Origin of the sequence: Endoryza foliicola (assembly GCF_050589245.1) — a bacterium.
In the GTDB taxonomy this organism is placed as follows: domain Bacteria; phylum Bacteroidota; class Bacteroidia; order Chitinophagales; family Chitinophagaceae; genus Endoryza; species Endoryza foliicola.
On the sequence record NZ_JBOBEW010000001.1, the window covers coordinates 894914 to 913596 of the forward strand.

Annotated in this window: 24 protein-coding genes; 21 read left to right on the forward strand and 3 right to left on the reverse strand. The window is 39.7% G+C overall.

Annotated elements, in window-relative coordinates; translation table 11 throughout:
- Positions 1-4 precede the first annotated feature (4 nt).
- From ACQ2HE_RS03880 to ACQ2HE_RS03925, 10 genes are all read left to right on the forward strand, one after another.
- Positions 5-412, forward strand: coding sequence for a DUF3052 family protein (locus ACQ2HE_RS03880; protein WP_430901517.1), 408 nt, complete (start codon positions 5-7; stop codon positions 410-412).
- 134 nt (positions 413-546) lie between these two features.
- Complete coding sequence (locus ACQ2HE_RS03885; protein ID WP_430901519.1) at positions 547-948, forward strand: hypothetical protein; 402 nt, start codon at positions 547-549, stop codon at positions 946-948.
- A 54-nt stretch (positions 949-1002) separates the two neighbouring features.
- Complete coding sequence (locus ACQ2HE_RS03890) at positions 1003-1398, forward strand: hypothetical protein (RefSeq protein ID WP_430901520.1); 396 nt, start codon at positions 1003-1005, stop codon at positions 1396-1398.
- Between the two features lie 281 nt (positions 1399-1679).
- Positions 1680-2087, forward strand: a complete 408-nt coding sequence (locus tag ACQ2HE_RS03895; protein ID WP_430901521.1) for a hypothetical protein — start codon at positions 1680-1682, stop codon at positions 2085-2087.
- Between the two features lie 26 nt (positions 2088-2113).
- The gene (locus tag ACQ2HE_RS03900; protein WP_430901522.1) at positions 2114-2575 is read left to right on the forward strand and encodes a hypothetical protein; all 462 of its coding nucleotides are present in this window, start codon (positions 2114-2116) and stop codon (positions 2573-2575) included.
- A 319-nt stretch (positions 2576-2894) separates the two neighbouring features.
- Complete coding sequence (locus ACQ2HE_RS03905; RefSeq protein WP_430901524.1) at positions 2895-3359, forward strand: DUF1572 domain-containing protein; 465 nt, start codon at positions 2895-2897, stop codon at positions 3357-3359.
- A gap of 170 nt (positions 3360-3529) precedes the next feature.
- A complete protein-coding gene (locus ACQ2HE_RS03910) occupies positions 3530-3979 on the forward strand; it encodes a putative periplasmic lipoprotein (protein ID WP_430901525.1) in 450 nt (149 codons plus the stop codon).
- Positions 3980-4102: 123 nt separating this feature from the next.
- Positions 4103-4636, forward strand: a complete 534-nt coding sequence (locus ACQ2HE_RS03915; protein ID WP_430901526.1) for an O-acetyl-ADP-ribose deacetylase — start codon at positions 4103-4105, stop codon at positions 4634-4636.
- Between the two features lie 6 nt (positions 4637-4642).
- A complete protein-coding gene (locus ACQ2HE_RS03920) occupies positions 4643-5170 on the forward strand; it encodes a hypothetical protein (protein WP_430901527.1) in 528 nt (175 codons plus the stop codon).
- An 88-nt stretch (positions 5171-5258) separates the two neighbouring features.
- A complete protein-coding gene (locus ACQ2HE_RS03925) occupies positions 5259-5864 on the forward strand; it encodes a hypothetical protein (RefSeq protein WP_430901528.1) in 606 nt (201 codons plus the stop codon).
- A gap of 118 nt (positions 5865-5982) precedes the next feature.
- On the opposite strand, the gene ACQ2HE_RS03930 is transcribed toward ACQ2HE_RS03925, so the two are convergent.
- The 3 genes from ACQ2HE_RS03930 to ACQ2HE_RS03940 form a co-directional block, all read right to left on the reverse strand.
- Entirely contained in the window at positions 5983-6414 is a 432-nt protein-coding gene (locus tag ACQ2HE_RS03930; protein ID WP_430901529.1) for a hypothetical protein, read from the reverse strand.
- Between the two features lie 230 nt (positions 6415-6644).
- On the reverse strand, positions 6645-7319 hold the full coding sequence (locus ACQ2HE_RS03935) for a response regulator (protein WP_430901530.1): 675 nt from the start codon (positions 7317-7319) through the stop codon (positions 6645-6647).
- 39 nt (positions 7320-7358) lie between these two features.
- Complete coding sequence (locus ACQ2HE_RS03940) at positions 7359-9323, reverse strand: tetratricopeptide repeat-containing sensor histidine kinase (RefSeq protein WP_430901531.1); 1965 nt, start codon at positions 9321-9323, stop codon at positions 7359-7361.
- Positions 9324-10002: 679 nt separating this feature from the next.
- Here ACQ2HE_RS03940 and ACQ2HE_RS03945 point away from each other — a divergent pair.
- The 11 genes from ACQ2HE_RS03945 (at position 10003) to ACQ2HE_RS03995 (ending at position 18275) form a co-directional block, all read left to right on the forward strand.
- On the forward strand, positions 10003-10776 hold the full coding sequence (locus ACQ2HE_RS03945) for a hypothetical protein (protein ID WP_430901532.1): 774 nt from the start codon (positions 10003-10005) through the stop codon (positions 10774-10776).
- A gap of 785 nt (positions 10777-11561) precedes the next feature.
- Positions 11562-12197: a hypothetical protein gene (locus ACQ2HE_RS03950; RefSeq protein ID WP_430901533.1), complete on the forward strand. Its 636-nt coding sequence runs from the start codon at positions 11562-11564 to the stop codon at positions 12195-12197.
- A gap of 95 nt (positions 12198-12292) precedes the next feature.
- Positions 12293-12868 (forward strand): CAP domain-containing protein, encoded by a 576-nt coding sequence (locus ACQ2HE_RS03955; protein ID WP_430901534.1) that lies wholly within the window; start codon positions 12293-12295, stop codon positions 12866-12868.
- Positions 12869-13242: 374 nt separating this feature from the next.
- On the forward strand, positions 13243-13695 hold the full coding sequence (locus ACQ2HE_RS03960) for a YciI family protein (RefSeq protein WP_430901535.1): 453 nt from the start codon (positions 13243-13245) through the stop codon (positions 13693-13695).
- Between the two features lie 164 nt (positions 13696-13859).
- Complete coding sequence (locus ACQ2HE_RS03965; protein WP_430901536.1) at positions 13860-14360, forward strand: nuclear transport factor 2 family protein; 501 nt, start codon at positions 13860-13862, stop codon at positions 14358-14360.
- 34 nt (positions 14361-14394) lie between these two features.
- Positions 14395-14943 (forward strand): hypothetical protein, encoded by a 549-nt coding sequence (locus ACQ2HE_RS03970; RefSeq protein WP_430901537.1) that lies wholly within the window; start codon positions 14395-14397, stop codon positions 14941-14943.
- A gap of 5 nt (positions 14944-14948) precedes the next feature.
- Positions 14949-15146 (forward strand): YqaE/Pmp3 family membrane protein, encoded by a 198-nt coding sequence (locus tag ACQ2HE_RS03975; protein ID WP_430901538.1) that lies wholly within the window; start codon positions 14949-14951, stop codon positions 15144-15146.
- 465 nt (positions 15147-15611) lie between these two features.
- Positions 15612-16130 (forward strand): DinB family protein, encoded by a 519-nt coding sequence (locus ACQ2HE_RS03980; protein WP_430901539.1) that lies wholly within the window; start codon positions 15612-15614, stop codon positions 16128-16130.
- 101 nt (positions 16131-16231) lie between these two features.
- A complete protein-coding gene (locus ACQ2HE_RS03985; protein WP_430901541.1) occupies positions 16232-16690 on the forward strand; it encodes a DUF4265 domain-containing protein in 459 nt (152 codons plus the stop codon).
- An 83-nt stretch (positions 16691-16773) separates the two neighbouring features.
- Complete coding sequence (locus ACQ2HE_RS03990; protein ID WP_430901543.1) at positions 16774-17739, forward strand: DUF6242 domain-containing protein; 966 nt, start codon at positions 16774-16776, stop codon at positions 17737-17739.
- Between the two features lie 44 nt (positions 17740-17783).
- Positions 17784-18275, forward strand: a complete 492-nt coding sequence (locus ACQ2HE_RS03995; RefSeq protein ID WP_430901545.1) for a DUF4199 domain-containing protein — start codon at positions 17784-17786, stop codon at positions 18273-18275.
- Positions 18276-18683: the final 408 nt, after the last annotated feature.

Genomic DNA, 18683 nt, shown 5'->3' on the forward strand with positions numbered 1-18683 from the left:
AGTTATGGCAGGATATTCTTCCACTCCTTTGTTCAAGAAGTTGGGCTATCAATCCGAGTTTAGGGTATTGGTGGTGAATACTCCTGAACATTATTTTGATTGGATTGAAGGACATCCCGATACGGTTGGATTTTTTCAAAAAGGTAAAGACCTGAATCTTATTCATTATTTTGAAACCACTCTCTCCTCTCTTTATAAAAAGCTTCCCTCGCTAAAAGAAAGAATTACACAGAACGGAATGATCTGGGTTTCATGGCCAAAGAAATCGAGCGGTGTAAAAACAGATATTACTGAAGATGAAATTCGAAAACTCGCGTTAAGTATTGGCCTAGTAGATATTAAAGTTTGCGCTGTTTCTGAAGTTTGGTCTGCGCTAAAGTTGGTTATTCCGGTTTCTTCTCGCAAAAATTAAGTTACGATTAAAACTTCCTGATTCGCTAAGTGTTGCAAATAAGCAATAGAACTTCTCGTTAATTTTGTTGTTGAAAGCCTCGTCCACCGCTGATTTCAGCGGAATTAGTTTTCAAATTCAAATGATTGACACCCATGAATAATTTTACCTTGCTTGCAATTTTTCTCTTTTTTTTAAACAGTTCTTGCGAAAAAACGGTCACTCGCAAATTAAAACAAGGAACTTATAAGGGCTACTATCAAAAAATGGAGAATGGGCAACGTTCTACCACATATGTAACAATTGGGTTATATGATAATACTTGGACCGGAAATCCGGATTCCGGCGATTTCCCAAAAATGGGTCAGGGACGGTATCTATTTCATGGCGAAGACTCAATTGTGTTCACAAACGAATCAAAATGGCCTACAGGTCTTGAGAATAAGCACTTACTTCAGGGTCGTTTTAGATTTCGGTTTATAAAAGATTCTTTAGTGATAGAACGCAACCTAGGGCCTGATTTTCAAGACGAATACAGATTGGAAAAAAATTACTAGCAGCCCAACTGTATTCAAGGGCAATTTCAGGATTTGACAAAACGTTTTAAAGCCATGAAACAGTTTCTAATTATCTGTTTTGTGGCTTTTTTTGTTTCTTGTTCGAAAGATGAGAAACAGAACTTTGTTCCAGAAGGTCGTTACTCCGGACAAGTCTCCGGTGGGTATTTTCAAGGCGTTCAGCAACTAGAAATGCAATTTGCAAATAATAATTGGATCGCTGAAATGGACCCGACTAGTTCTGTTACATTTAGGAAGGGACGTTATATTGTTTTAGACGCCAATCAGGTGCTATTGAAAAACTTCGATGTTACTCATCCTTCTGAAGAAAATCGTTTTACCTATTGTGAGGGAGTTTATCGTTTCGGATATAAGAACGACACCCTTTGGCTCACGCAAAAAGATGTTGTTTGCGGTGAGATTGGATTTTTTCTAGTGAAACAACACTAATCAAGTAAAGCAGGTAGTTGTTGAATTGAACTCGTGTACCATCTAATTGATAATTAGCGTGTTATCCCCAATGTTTAACCCCTGCTATTAGAAATTACGCCCTTGCGCGCTATGATTTATCAAATTCAGATATTACTTTTGCAACAGCTACTGCGGAACTCGTTCATTACTAATGGTTACCGCAATTAAAAGAAACCCTCAAAAGAACATTTCTCTAATATCCTGTTGAATACTTAGATCCATATCGATTGAAGACCGCGATCAAACTTTAAAGTATTCATATGTATAAATTATTAGCGGCAATCGTACTTACCTCTCTCGTCTATTCTTCTTGCAGCAAGAAAATTGAAGCTGCCGATACTATCGCCAACGGTGTCTATTACGGAACGTATCAACGCATCAAAAGTGGAACAGGAAAAGAAGTGAAAGTGAGCGTTAGTTTCAATGAAGGCGCTTGGTCGGGACTCAGTGATTCAACCAAATACCCCGCACTTTGCAGAGGCGTTTTCAGTTCTGTAGGAATTGATAGTGTGCGCTTTACCAATGACTGTATTTGGACATCCGATTTCGATCATACTTACATTCTAAGTGGTAACTACTCTGTTTATTCTCGTGCAAATCATATCACCATTACGCGTACCTATGCTAACAATGAGCAAGATGTATATGAGCTGTATAAAAAGATGTAATCTATTCTAAGTTGTAAGACTTTATTATGAGCGAAAACAAATGGGCCGTCAGAAAAAAATTTGCGCTGGCATCCGGTGTCGTTTTCGCTTTTTCTTTGTCTCAAACTTGTTACTATACAGGGAAAGAAGGTTCAATCGGCTTTTTGGTATTTATTTTTGGCTGGATGGGTTTTGCAATGGGTTCCGGCGCAGCCATTAGCTGGTTTGCGAATCCACTTTTAGCATTCAGTATTTATATAGCTCGCAAGAATCAGAAACTAGCCCTATTCAGTTCCATTGCTTCATTTTTGTTGAGTTTTTCATTTTTACTATTCGACTCTGTTGTAGCCAATGAAGGTGGCGGGTCTCAAACAATTACCTCGATTGGTATTGGCTATTGGACATGGCTCGCCTCGCACCTTATTTGGATGGCCGCGATGTTTTATACTTTTGAGAGAGAGGGGAAGCCGAGTGCCGGTCCGGAAGATAGAACAAGGTATTTACATTAAGGTCCGAGTTTTTGCGCAGCTTCGCTGCTTGGAATTCGCAAAGGTGATAGAAGAAAGAGAAGTTACACAAAGTGATAACGCGGCAGACACATTCTTTTATTTAACCACAGATAGCCAGATTATTAAATACAATTACATAGATTAATTTCCACAACTCAATTTTGCTTTCATTATTCTCAGTTTTCAATCTGTGAGAATCTCTTAAATCTGCAGAATCTGTGGTTAAAAAAATCCAGAGCTATAGGAGAGCTGCAAATTCTGACAAGCTAATTATGTAACTTTAGTTTCAATCTACTACACTCAGGAAAAACTTCATCTTATGTTACTTTCTAAAGAACTTGCCCGACATATTCGTGAAATTCATTTTGGAACCAATTGGACATGGGCCAATATGCAAGAACATTTGAAAGATGTAGATTATAAAGCCGCGACTACGGCTGTAAAAGATTGCAATACCATTGCTTTGTTGGTTTTTCATATGAACTATTATTTGAATGCCGTATCTAATAGGGTTGCTGGGAATCCTTTAACCGGAAAGCATGAAGACAGTTTTAAAGTACCTGCAATAGAAACCGAAGATACATGGCAGGCCATGCTTTCTAAAACTTGGCAGGATGCTGAATCCTTTGCAGCACTGGTTGAAAATCTTTCAGAGGCCCAACTTTGGGAAAATATCAACGAGAGATACGGCACAGTTTATAGAAACATTCAAGGAGTAATAGAACACAATCATTATCATTTGGGGCAGATTGTTGTTCTTAAAAAGCTGATTACTACTCTTTGATATCTATTTTCATACGCTAACTTTATTGACTCTCATTTTTTGGCTGTTTAATGTTACAACGTCTATTTCGGTGTTTACTAAGTAGTGTAAATGGTTAAGGTTCTGATTTTCATCCGGATGGATTTCAGTGACTTGTGATCCAATTCCACACTTATAACACCAACAGCAAAATGAAAAAATTGTTAGCTTTGGCAATCATTGCCTTAGGATTTAGTTCTTGCAGTAAAACCGGTTCAACACTCACTCCGGTAAATGACAATCAACCTTCCGTAAACAAAGAAGTTGCTCCCACGCCTCCTCCGCCTTGTACAAACATCTATCAGCTCGATTTGAAACAAGGTAAAAGAGAAGCCATTCCAACAATTTGGAGTATCAAAGTGGCTTATGGAATAAAAGCCTGTGATAACACTCAAACGCTCAGCGGTACTCTTGAGGTTTATAACAATACAACAGGTGAGTTGGTAATGTCAAGTTCCAATCTTCCTTTGAGTGGTCAAACAACCTTTTTAGGAGTAGCATTCGGCATCTATCGTGTAGTTCTAAAAGCTGTTAATGCTGAAACCGGTGCAGTTATTGAAACGAAAGTGGCCAGTATTAAAGTAGCCTGGCCCGGCGTTTAGTTTTATATTTGGTTTGTCGGTTGGTCGTTCATGTTGACTCATGAACGACCTTTTTTATTTTAATTGGTCGCTCGCTAGGGGTTAATTAAGACAGCGCACAGTCTTTTGTCGTAACTTTCTACAATGATATTGAACCGCATAGCCGTTGTAAAAGGAGATATCACAAAAACTCAAGTAGATGCGATCGTTAATGCTGCGAACAGCTCCTTGCTTGGTGGAGGCGGAGTAGACGGCGCTATTCATCGTGCCGGAGGGCCTGCTATTTTGGAAGACTGTAGGAGAATTATTGCTAGGCAAGGTTCCTGCAAAACCGGTGAAGCTGTTATTACAGGGGCAGGGAAGCTTTCTGCAAAATATGTTATTCATACCGTAGGTCCGGTTTGGAATGGTGGGGGAAAAGGCGAAGCTGAGAAATTGGCCAACTGTTATTTGAATGCTCTCACACTCGCGAAAGAACATCAGTGTCATTCCATTGCATTTCCCAATATCAGTACGGGAATCTATGGTTATCCCAAAGAAAGCGCCGCAGCAATAGCGATCAGCTCCATCGTTCATTTCATTAATGAGCAAGCCTTACCCGAGCAAATTATCCTAGTGTGCTTCGACGATGAGAACTATCAATATGCAGTCAACAAATTGAAACAATTCACCAAATAATAGCACATGAAATACAAGTACTTATTTATTGTTGGTTGTCTTCTTGTTGTGGCACTTGCACTGCTTAGGGAGTGGATGGGAGGAGGTGTTTATGTTCATCATATTTTGCAAAGAAAGGATATGCCCGGTATTTCCAATTGGTGGGGACTCCCCGTAATGGCAGTACTGAGTTTTATTTGTATAGGAAGAATTGAAAAGCATCTCCTTGCTGTGGCTGAAAGCCAAAGATCCAGAGTCTCAAGAACAGCTGTTTACAAGTTTCTTCTTGCAGCGGCTTTTGGAATAATATTATCCGTTTGTTTTACGTATAAAGTGGATTTGTTCCTCGAGAATGTGCTGTATCTGCTGATTGCATTGGCCGTTTTCTTTCCACTTTATCACGGAGAATACATACTAGGATTCGTGCTTGGAATGACCGTAACTTTCGGTGCCATTCTTCCTACAGCCTTCGCATTGGTAATTGGGGGTGTTAGTTTAATTCTGCATGTTCTGGTCTATAAAAAGCTTCTTGCTAAATTCAGGGCGAATGGGTAAGGTGAAATGCTAAAGTTTTATCAAATTGTACAGATAGGAAAATAAATTCTCTGTAGTTCGTTAATTTAAGTATCCAAATTATAAAGCCATGAAAAAGCACCTGTCATTATTGTTTACTTTAATTGCATTCAGTGCACCATTTATCGCATCTGCACAGCAAAAAATTACAGATCCATTTGTTAAGCAATCAATCGGTTCTACAAAAGAAGGAGTGAGTCAAGAAGTCTTGAACGAGTATCAAGCAATTATAGACGCGGCAACGAAAAGAACCAAGGGGGCCGATCATGAATTAGTAACCGCTTTCACTGAAGAAGAACGAGCAAAACTAGAGGCTATTTTCGTTAAAATGAGCCCTGAACAACAAATGAAACAACGCGTACTCTTTGTAAAAGCACCCAAGCCTCTTGGAAAACAATCGCCCAGCGAAGCACAATTTGAGTCGTTTAAAAAGGCAAATGTATATGGAGTTTGGATCGATGGAAAAAAGGTAACTAACAGTGAATTGAATAAATATACCGCCGGTGATTTTGATCAGGTTTTTATTAGCAAGCTTCATGGTGCCGCAGCTAAAGGGAAAACGTATACACATCAGGTTGATTTGATGACCAAGTCGTACTATGCTGCCTATGTTAAAGAAGCTTCTAAAGATAAAAAGGCCTACCTAATGGTTCGCCGGGGTATTCCAAACGTATAGCCTTTATCATATTTAATTAGCAGGCCGCTTTCTTTAAAAGATGAAAGCGGCCTGTTTCTTTACTCAATCCCCCCGATTAAGAAATAGATTACAGCGCCGCTTTTCAAATGTGTCGATTCTACTGTAAGTAAACCAAAGAGAATGGTAAGGTATTGGTAATGCCGAATACACTCATTTTCCATATTCCTGAAATACTTGTTTTGGCACTATTGTACTTTCCTCTCAGTGAGAACACCACACTGCTATTGCCACAGTTGATGTAAATGCTATCGGTTCCGGCAGGTGTAGTATAGGTGCCATTGTATTTCTGAACATTTGCATTGGCAGTATCGCTCATTGATCCGCCTGTATCACTAAAATAATAACGAATCTGACCGTTCGTGCCTAAAATAGCGCCGTGCTCCCAAATTTGTGTGTTTACAAATCCTTTCCAAAATGGAGCTTTTGGCGTAGTATCACCCTGCCCGCTATCGCTGCTTTTACTGCACGAAATAGCGAGTAGTGATAAGCTAAATAAGCATTTGAGAAGTTTTGTTGTTGTAGGTCTCATATCAATTTGTTTCGTGTAAAACTAACTGATAGCTATAGTGTAGGAAATACTTAAAATGTATTAGTTGGGCATTAGGTGGGTAGGCTTTGGATAATTAGGCTTTGGGCTTTTGTTACTTGGGCCCAATAATGATTTACTATTTGCGTGGTGAAAAGCAATTGATGCGCTTCTGATAGAAAAAGCAATTAAAGTCTTCTAATTCTTAATTCTTACCTCTTAATTCTTAATTTTTAAAACCAATTGTTCTTATGAGCCATCGTTATGATCTCGGCTCTAGATTGAACGTGCAGCTTGTCGTAGATATTTGCAATGTGTTTGCGAACGGTAAGAACACTGATATTCAAAGTAGCAGCAATTCGTTTCGCATCTTTTCCCTGAACCATATGCTGTAGAATTTCTTCCTCGCGGGTTGTGATTATAGAGGGGACGGTATTTTGCTTTTCGCTATCATTCGAATTGGCCCGGTTGGACTGACTCATAATGGAGAGCACTTTTCTTGCAATAGCCGGACTCATTGGTGCTCCACCGTATTGAAGTACGTTTACTACCGATTCTTGAAGAGTGCTTGCCGGTTCGTGTTTTAGCAGATATCCTGAGGCACCGGATCTAATGGCTTCGAAAATTTTATCATCATCGTCGAATACCGTTAATACAATGAAATGTACTTCCGGATACAAAGGTTTGGCAATCTTTATGGTTTCAATGCCGTCTAACTGTGGCATTTCAATATCCATGAATATGACTTCGGGAAGCTTTTGAACAGGGAGACCCTTTAGTTGCTCCAAACAGTCGTGCCCGTTTACGGCACTAAAGATCAGATCAAAATCGGGTAGGCTTTTCAATTTTTGCTGAAAAGTGGTTCTGTTTACCTGATTGTCTTCTGTAAAAGCGATTCTGAATGCCATTATTGTAAAATTAGGTAGGTCTTTCAACCTGTACTATAATCAATTTGAAGTACCTGAAACATACACACTGCATCCTCCGTTCGGATTTTCTTTCCAATCAATCTCCCAATTCGATTCTTCCGCTCTTCTTTTCATGTTGTGAAGTCCGTTTCCTTTATGGAGCATAGCAGACTTATTAAATCCTACTCCGTTATCGGATACAGTTGCACTCCAGTTATTTGAATCACTCTTGATGGTAATTGTCAAGTTTGTTCCTTTACTATGTTTCAATCCATTATTAATCCCTTCTTGAATCAAACGATATAGGTTAAATGCTTGAGAAGAGCTTAGAAGGATATTGGTTTCAATTTCTTCTACCACATCTACATCCATAGCCGGGTAACCGTCTATTATTTTATTGATATAGCTTTTAATTCGATCACTAATGGCAGTTAAAGAAAGTGCTTCTTTGTTTAACACCCAAATAGTATCGTTTAACTGTGAAATGATGGCTTGAGAATTAGAGTGCAATCCCTGTACGGTTTTTTTAATGCCGGGATCCACTTCGTTTAAATGAATGCTGTCGATTTGTGCCGCCATTGATGCCGCATAAGCTCCTAAATTATCATGAAGGTCGGCCGCAATTCGTTTGCGCTCTTGTTCTTCTGCTTTTTGAACGGCCAAAGCTGCTTTAGTTTTTTCTTCTTCCCTAATTGCGGTTTGGCGGATTTTTTGTTTGGTACGAAAGCGAGAAAACAGGATCAGTCCAACCGCTACGATCAAAACAAGAAATGCAATGGATTCATAGAAGAGGATGTCCTTTTGTTGAATGTCATTTTTTTGTTTTAGAATGGTATTTTCCTTTTTCTGCACCTCGTATTGCGTTTGTGCCTGCGCTATGGCTTCCGCTGAGTTTGCTTCGTATAGCGAGTCTTTTGCTGCATTTAATTCTTCCAAGGTAGCCGCATAAGATTCTAATTGGTGGTCTTCTTTGTAATAACCGGCCAGTAGTTTCAAAAATTCAACCCTGTTTTTGGGATCGTTTAGGAATGTAGACCCTCCAGAGAACTCATTTGAAACCAGACTTCCTTTTTGTAAAAACTTCTTACACAGTTCAATGGCTTTTTTCAGTTGTCCCGACTGTGCATAGAATTCTACAATTCTAATATTATCATCAATCAAAATGCTGGTAGCTGATATCTTACTTCTAACCTGAATCATTTCCAGCAATGCTTTTTCAGCTTTTTCATAGTCTTTTTGATTGGTGTAGATGGAGCTTAGCGTTCTCAATGCAGTGGCAACAATGTTTAAGTTTTCAATTTGTCGTCCAAGGACTAGTCCCTTCTGTGTGAAGTAAACGGCTGAATCTGTTTTGTCGGTGATCATTAAAGCGATGCCATAATTTACAAAGCTTGAGGCACGGGGTAGTAAATTGTTCGAATTTGTTGGACTTGCTTCCATTCCTTTTACAATCCACTGCACTGCTTCGGGCATTTTACCCATTGCCATATACACTGATCCAATGGTATTCGACGTAAGCGCAATGTATATACTGTCTTGGTATTTTTCCGCTATAGGAAGCATTTCGAAAAGTACTTCCAAGGCTTTTTCGTAGTTAGATTTAACGCCATAACTCATGGCCTTCACTCTTTGTAATTTGAAATACAGATCGCGTGCAGCGGGGTCGGAGGGAGGGTATTTTGCGATTTCAGGCTCTACGGTAAGTCGTGCACTATCAGACCATCCCCATTGTGTATACGTATATGATAAGGCCAGAGCTGCCCTTGTTTTGATCCGTGTATCTGTTGATTTACTTGCTAGTTGGCTGATTTCGTTGGTGTAGCTTTCAAGGCTATCTCTGTGCATGCTTTGGTATTCCTCTGTTAATGCCAGCAGCTGCTCAAGTTTCGCATTTTTTGAGGTGCTTGAATACACTAGGTTTCGCAGACTATCAATTTTTTTAGTTTGCGCAGTAGCAGACAGTCCCCAAAGGAAAAGCAGTAAGGTGCAGAAACAATTGTGCATACAGGGGGTTGAGAATACTAAGTTAACCGTTTTTCGGGCAGGAAGAGAGGAGTACTACAAATTGAGTAGGAGGGAAGTAATTAATAATTAACAATTAATAATTAATAATGGAACAGCCGGAATAGAGGAGGGAGGAAATACAGAGAAAGAAGAGGGGGAAGAACAGGGGGGATGGAGGAGCGAGGATGAGAGGAGGCGAGGAACGAGGAAATACCGGGAAAGAACAGGGGGAGGGATAAACTACAAAACCAAGTAGGCTCAGAGGCACGGGGATTCGCTGCGTTATCGCTGCGGCCGCTGCGGTTAAAAAACAAGTAAANAGGAACGAGGAAATACCGGGAAAGAACAGGGGGAGGGATAAACTACAAAACCAAGTAGGCTCAGAGGCACGGGGATTCGCTGCGTTATCGCTGCGGCCGCTGCGGTTAAAAAACAAGTAAAAAAAGAGGAAGGAGAAGCAACTACTCCGTGCCACCGTGTCTCCGTGGTTCTACATTCCCCGCGTAGCGGCTCTGCTTCCTAAAGTAGATGACTCTTCGAAATTCAAACTTCTAAAAACATAAAGCAGTAACAACCTTTTCAACCTTAAGCAAAACAACTTTACATTAATAAATTTCTCCCTTTCGGTCTATGTAAAATTTCACGGTTTCGCATCTCTATTTTATATTAGAATGGTTATATGAAAGCATTGTATTTATTCTTAAGTTGCCTATTGCTAGTTGCTTGCAGAGAAAAGGAAACACCGGTAAAACAAACGAATCAAACTGATTCTCTAGTATCGCAAACCAAGCATGTGGAGACACCCGCCTCCCACAGCGCTGAAACCTCAGTTCGGCCCATCTGGGGTTATCGTTTTGAAGTGGAAGGCGATTTTGATGGCGATGGAAAGAAAGAACTGCTAACCGAACATTACACTAGCCTACTTACTAATAAGGAAATCAATAAATTTTTTGACTTAGACGATTACGATTCATTGGTTGCTATTACCGAGTCGAGAAAGCCTTATTCCTTCTTGCTATCTACTAACAAGCACTTAGATACGGTTGTTATTTCTTCCAACCCCCAATTGTTTGGATTGAGCCTGCTTAAAAACGAAGGAGATTTAGACGGTGATGGAGCAGATGAATTGAGTTATGTTGTGAACTGGGCCGACTGGTCAAACCTCAACACCTGGCATATCCTAAGTTTTAAGAAAGGGCGTTGGAGAGAAATCTATTCTTTCTCTATTTGGGATTGGCAACTACCCGATTTGCCGGAATCAGCCAACACCTATGGGCCTTTTGGCACAGAGGCCAAACAATTCGATACAACACATACTTATAAACCCGGCGAATTACCGGAAGAATGGAAGAACTTCAAAGGCTTGGTAACAAAATTGGGCAAAGGAAAAATTAGAATCCGTTATTCAAATGACGAAGCAGAGGAAGCTGAGAAGGTGGTTTATTTGAAATAGGAGGGAGATAATTAATAAGTAATAATTAATAATGAAACAGCCGAGATAATTAATAAGTAATAATTACTAATGAAACAGCGGCGAAGCAGGAACGAGGATGAGAGGAGACGAGGATAGAGGAAATACAGAGAAAGAAGAGGGGGAAGAACAGGGGGGATGGAGGAGCGAGGATGAGAGGAGGCGAGGAACGAGGAAATACAGGGAAAGAACAGGGAGAAGAACAGGGGGGATGGAGGAGCGAGGATGAGAGGAGGCGAGGAACGAGGAAATACAGAGAAAGAAGAGGAAGAAGAACAGGGGGGATGGAGGAGCGAGGATGAGAGGAGGCGAGGAACGAGGAAATACAGGGAAAGAACAGGGAGAAGAACAGGGGGGATGGAGGAGCGAGGATGAGAGGAGGCGAGGAACGAGGAAATACAGAGAAAGAAGAGGAAGAAGAACAGGGGGTTGCGCTGCGTTATCGCTGCGATCGCTGCGCCGTTGCGGTAAAAAAACAAGTAGAAAAAGAGGAAGGAGAAGCAACTACTCCGTGCCACCGTGTCTCCGTGGTTCTACATTCCCCGCGAAGCGGCCTTTGCGCTCTTAGGTACAGACTCTTCGAATATCAGCCTCTACTAAACTTAAAGCAATAAAACACTCTCCGACCTCCAACCACAATTCCTCTGCGTTTCGGCTGTTCCCCCTCGCATCAGCACCTCTTTACATATATTCTTGCTTAACAGAATTTTGGGAACTGTCATAGGTTACAAGTCTTGCATCCAAGGAATGAATGCTAAAATGCCGTTATGAAAAAATTGATTTTGGTTACAAGTGCCATTGTTTGTTTTACATTCTTTTCTTGCGATAGCCCAGCGCGTTTCGATCAACCTCAACCCGATGGAGAACCAATTTTATCAAGCATTCCCTTTCAACTTAAAGGGAGTTATGCTTCTTCCGATAGCACTTACTTCTTATTAATAAACGATTTCTCAATAGTTCGAAAGTATCACAACCTCATTCGTTTTAATATCGACAGTTTGGACAAGAACTTGATTATAAAAGGAAATACAGTTGAAGATACGCTCAATCGACAGTCTTATTACTATCAGCGAATGGGTGATTCAATCATAATTCGAGATGAATTTATGGATACACTTTTTCTGTTCGATCAAGATCATGTATTGAAACGCTATAAGGGCTATTATTTTGTTAATAGAAAAGATGAAAATGCCGGATGGGAATTGTTTCAATTGAATGCTAAAAGGAACAGCATAGAAATGAGCACGGTCGCCAATACTCAACATTTGGATTCTTTGCAGGAACCAAGCTCCGATACAGGACCTGATCATCATAAAATTTACCATTTGGAGAAAAAGCAGTTCAAGCATTTTCTTCGTCACGACGGTTTTGGTAATACTAGTACTTTTTATCGAATTCAATAGTCTTTATGGACATATACTAACTTTTCAATCATGAAAATGTTAAATTGACTAAGAGGCTTGTAAATAATAGATGTTCTGAATAAATTGAGATGGTTATGAGATTTTTAATTTTTGTTTTGTGTTCAATTACTTTGGTGTCTGGCAAAAGGCCTTCCGATATAGTTTCAGACCCAGTTCAGGCCAAACAAGGCTATGAATATCTATTAGAGGTAAGGAGTACCCCAGTCAATTATTACAAAGAGTTGGGGTATGCTAAGAATATCAAAGTTTCCGGTATAAAGCTGATATGGAATGACACCTTAGCTCAGGTGGCTACAGCCAAAGCGATGGATATGGCCAAGCGAAATTATTTTGCGCATGTAGATCCTGATGGATTTGGAATGAATTATTACATCAACAAAGCAGGATATAAATTGAATGCGGATTGGTTGTCGAAGAAAAGTATGAATTATTTTGAATCCTTGGTTGCAGGAGACTACAATGGTGTTGATGCCATCAAAACATTACTTATAGATGCTCAAACACCTGGTTTGGGCCATCGCAGTCATTTGCTTGGATTGAACGAATGGAACGGCAGTTTGAAAGATATCGGAATAGGGTATGTAAGAAGCGAAACCGGCAGTACCTATAAAACATATGTTTGTGTGTTGATTGCGAAGCATGATTGGTGAGGGGAATTAATAATTAACAATTGATAATTAATAATGGAACAGCGGAGAAACAGGAACGAGGATGAGAGGAGACGAGGATAGAGGAAATATAGAGAAAGAAGAGGAAGAAGAACAGGGGGTTGCGCTGCGTTATCGCTGCGACCGCTGCGCCGCTTCGGTAAAGTTGCTTTGAATATCGGGTTCTAATCTGTGGCAATCTGTTGTAATTTGTGGTATCTGTGGTAAAAAAATTACTAAAGCTTATCTAGCAAAGATTTCAGAAAAACTCCACTGTCTGATTTTCCGAACGGAATGAAACTTAAACATATTCATCGGAATTCATCTTTTCATCAATGCTGAAAATTCAGTATATTTCAATACGAAATAGTTCAGCCATGAGTAAGTCTACATTTCTATGTATTTTCCTGTTTGCAACGCTTGCTACGAAAGCTCAATCAACTTCCTATAATCAGAAGCTTGCAGATTCCCTCGGTGCCGATGAATACGGTATGAAAACGTATTACTTTGTAATTCTAAAAACGGGAAAGACAGTTGTTAAAGAAGGCAAACTCCGTGATAGTTTATTCAAAGGTCATATGGATAATATTGGCCGACTTGCAAAGATGGGTAAGTTGGTGGTTGCAGGTCCTTTTGGTAAAAACGACAGGGCCTACCGCGGTTTGTTTATATTCAATGTGAAGTCGCAAGAAGAACTACAGCAACTACTTGAATCAGATCCTACAATAAAGTCCGGAATTTTTGAAGTGGAAGTAACACCATGGTATGGCTCAGCAGCTTTACCAATGTATTTGCAATACCATGAAAAGGTTCAAAAGTCGGGTTTATAGCTAATCATTGATTTAGTAAATATTTGTTTTAAGCGTATTAGAGTTATTCTCAAAACATTCGTATCTTCCGCCTTCCAACCAACTTCAAAGAGCCTACAGAATTTGTTTCTCTTTACAACCCCGCCTAGCTTGTGGTATCGGTTTATATTAATAAACTTTAATTCATGAATCGTTTTTCTATTCAACAGTTTGCTACACTTGCAATGGTAGCCATCAGTTTTGCTGCCTGTACTTCGAAAATTCAAAATCACGAGCTTATGCCGGGTAAATATATTCCCGATGATCAGGCTTTGTACAATAAAGTAGTAGCCCTCGATAGTATCTTCTTTAATACCTATAATAATTGCTCCTTAATGCTTGATGCATATGCCGATTTTTATGCCGAAGATGTTGAGTTCTATCACGACAAAGGAGGTTTCTCCAACTCTAAAAAGGACGTAGTGGAAGGTACCAAGAACAATGTTTGTGGGAAAGTAACACGTCATTTGGTGCCCGGCTCAATAGAAGTATACCCTATCAAAGACTATGGAGCTATTGAATTTGGCTTTCATTATTTCAGAAACAATCAAGAACCAGATGCAAAGCCCCACCCTGCTCGTTTTGTGATCATTTGGAAGCAAGAAGGCGAGAAATGGAAAATCAAGAAAGTTGTAAGTCTACATTAATAGAATCAGCTTAAATTGGTGTAAATAATAAATTATGAGCACTACGGCAATCTATATAATCCTTGCAGTTGGCTTCTTATTCCTTTTTCTTATTCTTTTTTTGGTAGGTATTAAGAAGAAGAAGAAATCAGTGATATATGCAAGTATCATCAGTTTTATTGCATTTGTGATAATAGCAATCATCACAGGGTTTACCATTATCAAGTCTTTATTCACCGGCTCAGAATATTCGCTGAAAACAGATGCGCCTACGATGTATAAAAACATTTTTGGACAAGCACCCGGTCCTTGTGTTAGTATTATAGCTTCAGAAATTCCGGTGATTCCTCGTGTAGATACAAGAGCTGCGATAAAGTTTACTGCATGCAGTGCCGAAATGAAATCAATTTTGAAACAATACCCATATACAAGTTCGTTTCTAAAAACACCGGATCCATTCACTGCAAACGATTCTTTTTCACCGTCCTCCATAGGTGATTCAGCATGGAAATACTATTACGAATTGGAGCCGGGAGCTGTTTGGAGAACGATTTGGATGAGTAAAGACAGTACAAAAGTAATTGTAGAACAAATTGAAGATTAAATACCATGACACTTATAGCCATCTTTTTCCCCTTTTTATCTTTCATACTGAGAGGCAGAATTCTCACCGGAATTCTATGCCTCATTCTTCAAATAACCCTTATTGGATGGATACCTGCAGCAGTATGGGCTGTTATCTCTCTTCAAAATGCACGCGCAGATAGAAGAACGGAGCGGATTGTGAGAGCAATGAGGGGTAATTAATAATTAACAATTAATAATTAAAAATGAACAACGGAGTACAGGAACGAGGATAAGAGGAGACGAAGAGCGAGGAAATACAAAGAAAGAACAGGCATAGGAACAGGGGGTAATAGAGGAACGAGGATGAGAGGAGACGAAGATAGAGGAAATGCAGAGAGACAGCCTGCGCTGCGAAGTCGCTGCGGGCCTGTCCTGAGAAGGCCGAAGGACGCTGCGCCGCCGTGGTAATTATAATTAATAATTAAGAAGTAAGAATTAAGAATGGAACAGCCGGGGTGGTAATTGGTGAATTTGGGAGTTTGTGAATGTGGGAATGAATTGCAACTTGAACCGAGGCTATAAAACAATACTTTGCGAATTCTTTGCGCACTTAGCGGTCGTTGCGGTGAAGCTACTCCGAATATCGAAATCTAAGAACCCAACACCAAATTCCCCTAGTTTTCTTAATTTAACAAAAACATTGCCATGGTTGAACCTATAACCAACGACTTCAATGCAGAAATGGACTATTGGATCGATCAACTCAACGATTATACTCCAGAACAATTTGAATTAAAGCCATCTGCATCGGAATGGTCGGTAGGCCAGATGTATCAGCACCTGTTGGAGGCTACAGTATATTTTTTCAAGAACACCAGAGAATGCATCCAATCCGATACAAATAAACACGAGCAACTCACTTTGAAAGGTCAAGGTTTCTTTGAGATGGGGGCGCTACCCGCAGTTCGCATTGAAGGCCCTCCTACTAATAAACTCACTCAACAGCCTGAGAGCATTGAGTACATTAGAGAAAAATTAAGTTCGCTGAAAGAAAAAGTAAACACAATATTTCACGATTTGCATCACAACAACAAAGGGGGTAAAAAGCAACATTTCGATTTGGGATTTTTCGCAGCAGATCAATGGATGCTTTTTATGTATTTGCATTTGCATCATCATCGTTTGCAAGAAGCAAGGTTGCGAGAATGGCTCAAGTTAAATTGATGTGCTATTTGGTTAGTAAAGTACATCTATTTTTTATTATAGCACTCAGGTTGCTGTTGTACTCTATTTTACGGGCCAATAGAATCTAATACCTTTACGAAATGTTTGAACCAGGATATACCGAAGTGGTTGTGTTCTATCGTTTTGGAGAAGGGATAGAAGACTATTTTATTGAAACCGTAGAAGCAAGAAAGGAAGGAGCATATTTCAAACTCGTGAATGCCCCAGTATTTGCCCCCAATTTGTCTGCCGAAGACATCGTACGTTGTCGAGAAGAAAACGGCAAGAACTATTACGAGGAATTGATTCATGCCTCTGAGTTCAGTACCATTCAAATTCTCGTAAACAGTATCGAACAGAAGAAAGGGATTGAACTCGCCCTTGCCGCCTATGAATGTGACGTAAACCCCTATGTGGCTCCTAATTTCATCGTACTTACTGTGTATCCGGAGGCCGACTATCGGTCCATTCAAAAATACCTAATGAGCAAAGTGCGGGAAGACGCGATTCAATTCAAAGAAGCCAGTTTAAGAACAAAACATAAGGCATCGCTGATGTAATCACGTCTGCTGTTTAAAAATTTTGTATATTCAGGTAGCAGTCAAAAGTCGCTTTGTTGTAATATTAACTTATCCTACAATCAATGAAGCAAAAAAGATTATCTCCTATTTGGTGGATAGGAATGCTCGCTTGTATTCCTTTTGCATTTGTATTGATAAAGCGCAATGCTGACGAGGCTACACAGAAAAACACAATTACAACTACAAGCTCTTACCAATGGATTAAACTACTTGATTCTGCTCCTTGGAAGAAAACTTACAATTATCAGCTTTTTGCAATCAGAGACACGCTCTGGTGCTTTCATCCCGATACTGTTTGGTATTCCTTGGATGCCGTTAATTGGAGCACTTCGGGTCTGTCTGATGCTGTTAATAATCAAGCCTTCCTTGATTACGTAGTTAAAAACGACACGGTTTTCGGTTTTGGTTATTTTGAAGGAAACATTGAACGGTATACATTTCAACCCAAATTGTTTATTACGTCCAATCTTCGTTCTTGGAAAGAATCTGCTAGCAATTTACCACGATTGTTCTTTTATCATCCATTTGTGTTCAATAACAAGTTTTGGATTATTGGTGGGGAAGAACAAGAAGTAAGTTCAGAAATATGGTCATCTAACGATGGAAGAAATTGGTTCAAAGAAAAGGCCAGTACGGCGCTGGGTAAAAGAACCGGCTCTCAAATTGTTAATCTTCGAGACACCCTCTATTTGCTGAACAATGATGTTTGGCGTTCTACAGATGCAATCAATTGGACAAAAGTATCGGATGCCATTGTGCCAGGCCAAACAATTTTTGGCTATACAGCTTTGGTTTATAATCAGAAGATATGGTTGCTTGGATGCAATAGAAACGGCCAATTCACCAGCAACGTATTGAATAGCAGTGATGGTATTCATTGGGAAGAACAAGAGGCTCCTTGGCTGCCACGAGGAGGAATTGCTGCCACTGTATTTAAGAATCAAATTATTATGACGGGTGGCAAATATGGTGGAACACCCAATCACCCTGAGTTTCGCTATGATAACGACGTTTGGGTGATGTATTAAGATTTTGTATATTACGTTAGATACCACATCAAAACTCAACTTCCATGAGATCAATTGCTCTTGAATTCAAATGGGCCATTTACTTCACGCTAATGATGTTAGCTTGGGTGCTTGCTGAAAAATTTCTTGGATTTTATTCCACCAGAATTGCCCAACACAATACGGTAACTTTTTTTGTAGCCATTCCTTCAATTCTTTTGTATGTTCTTGAAATGAGAAACAAGCGAGAGGATTATTATGGTGGGCCAATGACCTATTTGCAAGGGTTAAGATCGGGTGTAGTTATGACGCTTTTTGTGGCAATTCTAACACCCCTTTCTCAATACTTGATTCATAATTATCTTTCACCTGAGTTTTTCTCGAATATGATCGATTACAATGTTTCTAGTGGTAAAATGAAATTGGCAGAAGCTGAAGCGTATTTCAATTTGGATAATTTTATGCTGGAGTCTACTATTTTTTCTGCAGTAGTGGGTATTGTTACTGCGGCCATTGTAGCCATATTCATGAAAAGGAAAGTGGTTTCGGTGTCTTGAATTACTCGTTGGGCCCTAAGCTTTGGATTTTTATGACCATAGAATACCTTTAAATAAAGTTCTGAGTTATTGAGTTATTAGTTATTAAGTTTTGTGCAGCTTCGCTGCTTGGAATTCGCAAAGGGGAAGAAGTTTAAAAAGGAGCGCAAAGAGTTTGTCCTTCTAAAGTTCTATATTGACCACAGATAGCAAGAATTAGTACAGATTTGCAAAGATTATCTTCTGATATTCGGAGTAGCTTTACCGCAGCGGCGCAGCGATCGCGGCGGATTCGCAGCGAATCCCCGTGCCACTGAGCCTCCGTGGTTCTGTATTTCCTCGCTCCTCGTCTCCTCTTATCCTCGTTCCTGTACTCTGCTGTTTCATTATTAATTATTACTTATTAATTATTAATTACCTCGGCTGTTC

Bases quoted from the DNA above. Each gene is read 5' to 3' on its own strand.
- ACQ2HE_RS03930 (WP_430901529.1), bottom strand. From the start codon at position 6,414: ATGAGACCTACAACAACAAAACTTCTCAAATGCTTATTTAGCTTATCA.
- ACQ2HE_RS03890 (WP_430901520.1), top strand. From the start codon at position 1,003: ATGAAACAGTTTCTAATTATCTGTTTTGTGGCTTTTTTTGTTTCTTGT.
- ACQ2HE_RS03905 (WP_430901524.1), top strand. From the start codon at position 2,895: ATGTTACTTTCTAAAGAACTTGCCCGACATATTCGTGAAATTCATTTT.
- ACQ2HE_RS03945 (WP_430901532.1), top strand. From the start codon at position 10,003: ATGAAAGCATTGTATTTATTCTTAAGTTGCCTATTGCTAGTTGCTTGC.
- ACQ2HE_RS03885 (WP_430901519.1), top strand. From the start codon at position 547: ATGAATAATTTTACCTTGCTTGCAATTTTTCTCTTTTTTTTAAACAGT.
- ACQ2HE_RS03920 (WP_430901527.1), top strand. From the start codon at position 4,643: ATGAAATACAAGTACTTATTTATTGTTGGTTGTCTTCTTGTTGTGGCA.
- ACQ2HE_RS03925 (WP_430901528.1), top strand. From the start codon at position 5,259: ATGAAAAAGCACCTGTCATTATTGTTTACTTTAATTGCATTCAGTGCA.
- ACQ2HE_RS03960 (WP_430901535.1), top strand. From the start codon at position 13,243: ATGAGTAAGTCTACATTTCTATGTATTTTCCTGTTTGCAACGCTTGCT.
- ACQ2HE_RS03990 (WP_430901543.1), top strand. From the start codon at position 16,774: ATGAAGCAAAAAAGATTATCTCCTATTTGGTGGATAGGAATGCTCGCT.
- ACQ2HE_RS03995 (WP_430901545.1), top strand. From the start codon at position 17,784: ATGAGATCAATTGCTCTTGAATTCAAATGGGCCATTTACTTCACGCTA.
- ACQ2HE_RS03900 (WP_430901522.1), top strand. From the start codon at position 2,114: ATGAGCGAAAACAAATGGGCCGTCAGAAAAAAATTTGCGCTGGCATCC.
- ACQ2HE_RS03980 (WP_430901539.1), top strand. From the start codon at position 15,612: ATGGTTGAACCTATAACCAACGACTTCAATGCAGAAATGGACTATTGG.
- ACQ2HE_RS03970 (WP_430901537.1), top strand. From the start codon at position 14,395: ATGAGCACTACGGCAATCTATATAATCCTTGCAGTTGGCTTCTTATTC.
- ACQ2HE_RS03895 (WP_430901521.1), top strand. From the start codon at position 1,680: ATGTATAAATTATTAGCGGCAATCGTACTTACCTCTCTCGTCTATTCT.
- ACQ2HE_RS03880 (WP_430901517.1), top strand. From the start codon at position 5: ATGGCAGGATATTCTTCCACTCCTTTGTTCAAGAAGTTGGGCTATCAA.
- ACQ2HE_RS03935 (WP_430901530.1), bottom strand. From the start codon at position 7,319: ATGGCATTCAGAATCGCTTTTACAGAAGACAATCAGGTAAACAGAACC.
- ACQ2HE_RS03910 (WP_430901525.1), top strand. From the start codon at position 3,530: ATGAAAAAATTGTTAGCTTTGGCAATCATTGCCTTAGGATTTAGTTCT.
- ACQ2HE_RS03985 (WP_430901541.1), top strand. From the start codon at position 16,232: ATGTTTGAACCAGGATATACCGAAGTGGTTGTGTTCTATCGTTTTGGA.
- ACQ2HE_RS03915 (WP_430901526.1), top strand. From the start codon at position 4,103: ATGATATTGAACCGCATAGCCGTTGTAAAAGGAGATATCACAAAAACT.
- ACQ2HE_RS03975 (WP_430901538.1), top strand. From the start codon at position 14,949: ATGACACTTATAGCCATCTTTTTCCCCTTTTTATCTTTCATACTGAGA.
- ACQ2HE_RS03940 (WP_430901531.1), bottom strand. From the start codon at position 9,323: ATGCACAATTGTTTCTGCACCTTACTGCTTTTCCTTTGGGGACTGTCT.
- ACQ2HE_RS03950 (WP_430901533.1), top strand. From the start codon at position 11,562: ATGAAAAAATTGATTTTGGTTACAAGTGCCATTGTTTGTTTTACATTC.
- ACQ2HE_RS03955 (WP_430901534.1), top strand. From the start codon at position 12,293: ATGAGATTTTTAATTTTTGTTTTGTGTTCAATTACTTTGGTGTCTGGC.
- ACQ2HE_RS03965 (WP_430901536.1), top strand. From the start codon at position 13,860: ATGAATCGTTTTTCTATTCAACAGTTTGCTACACTTGCAATGGTAGCC.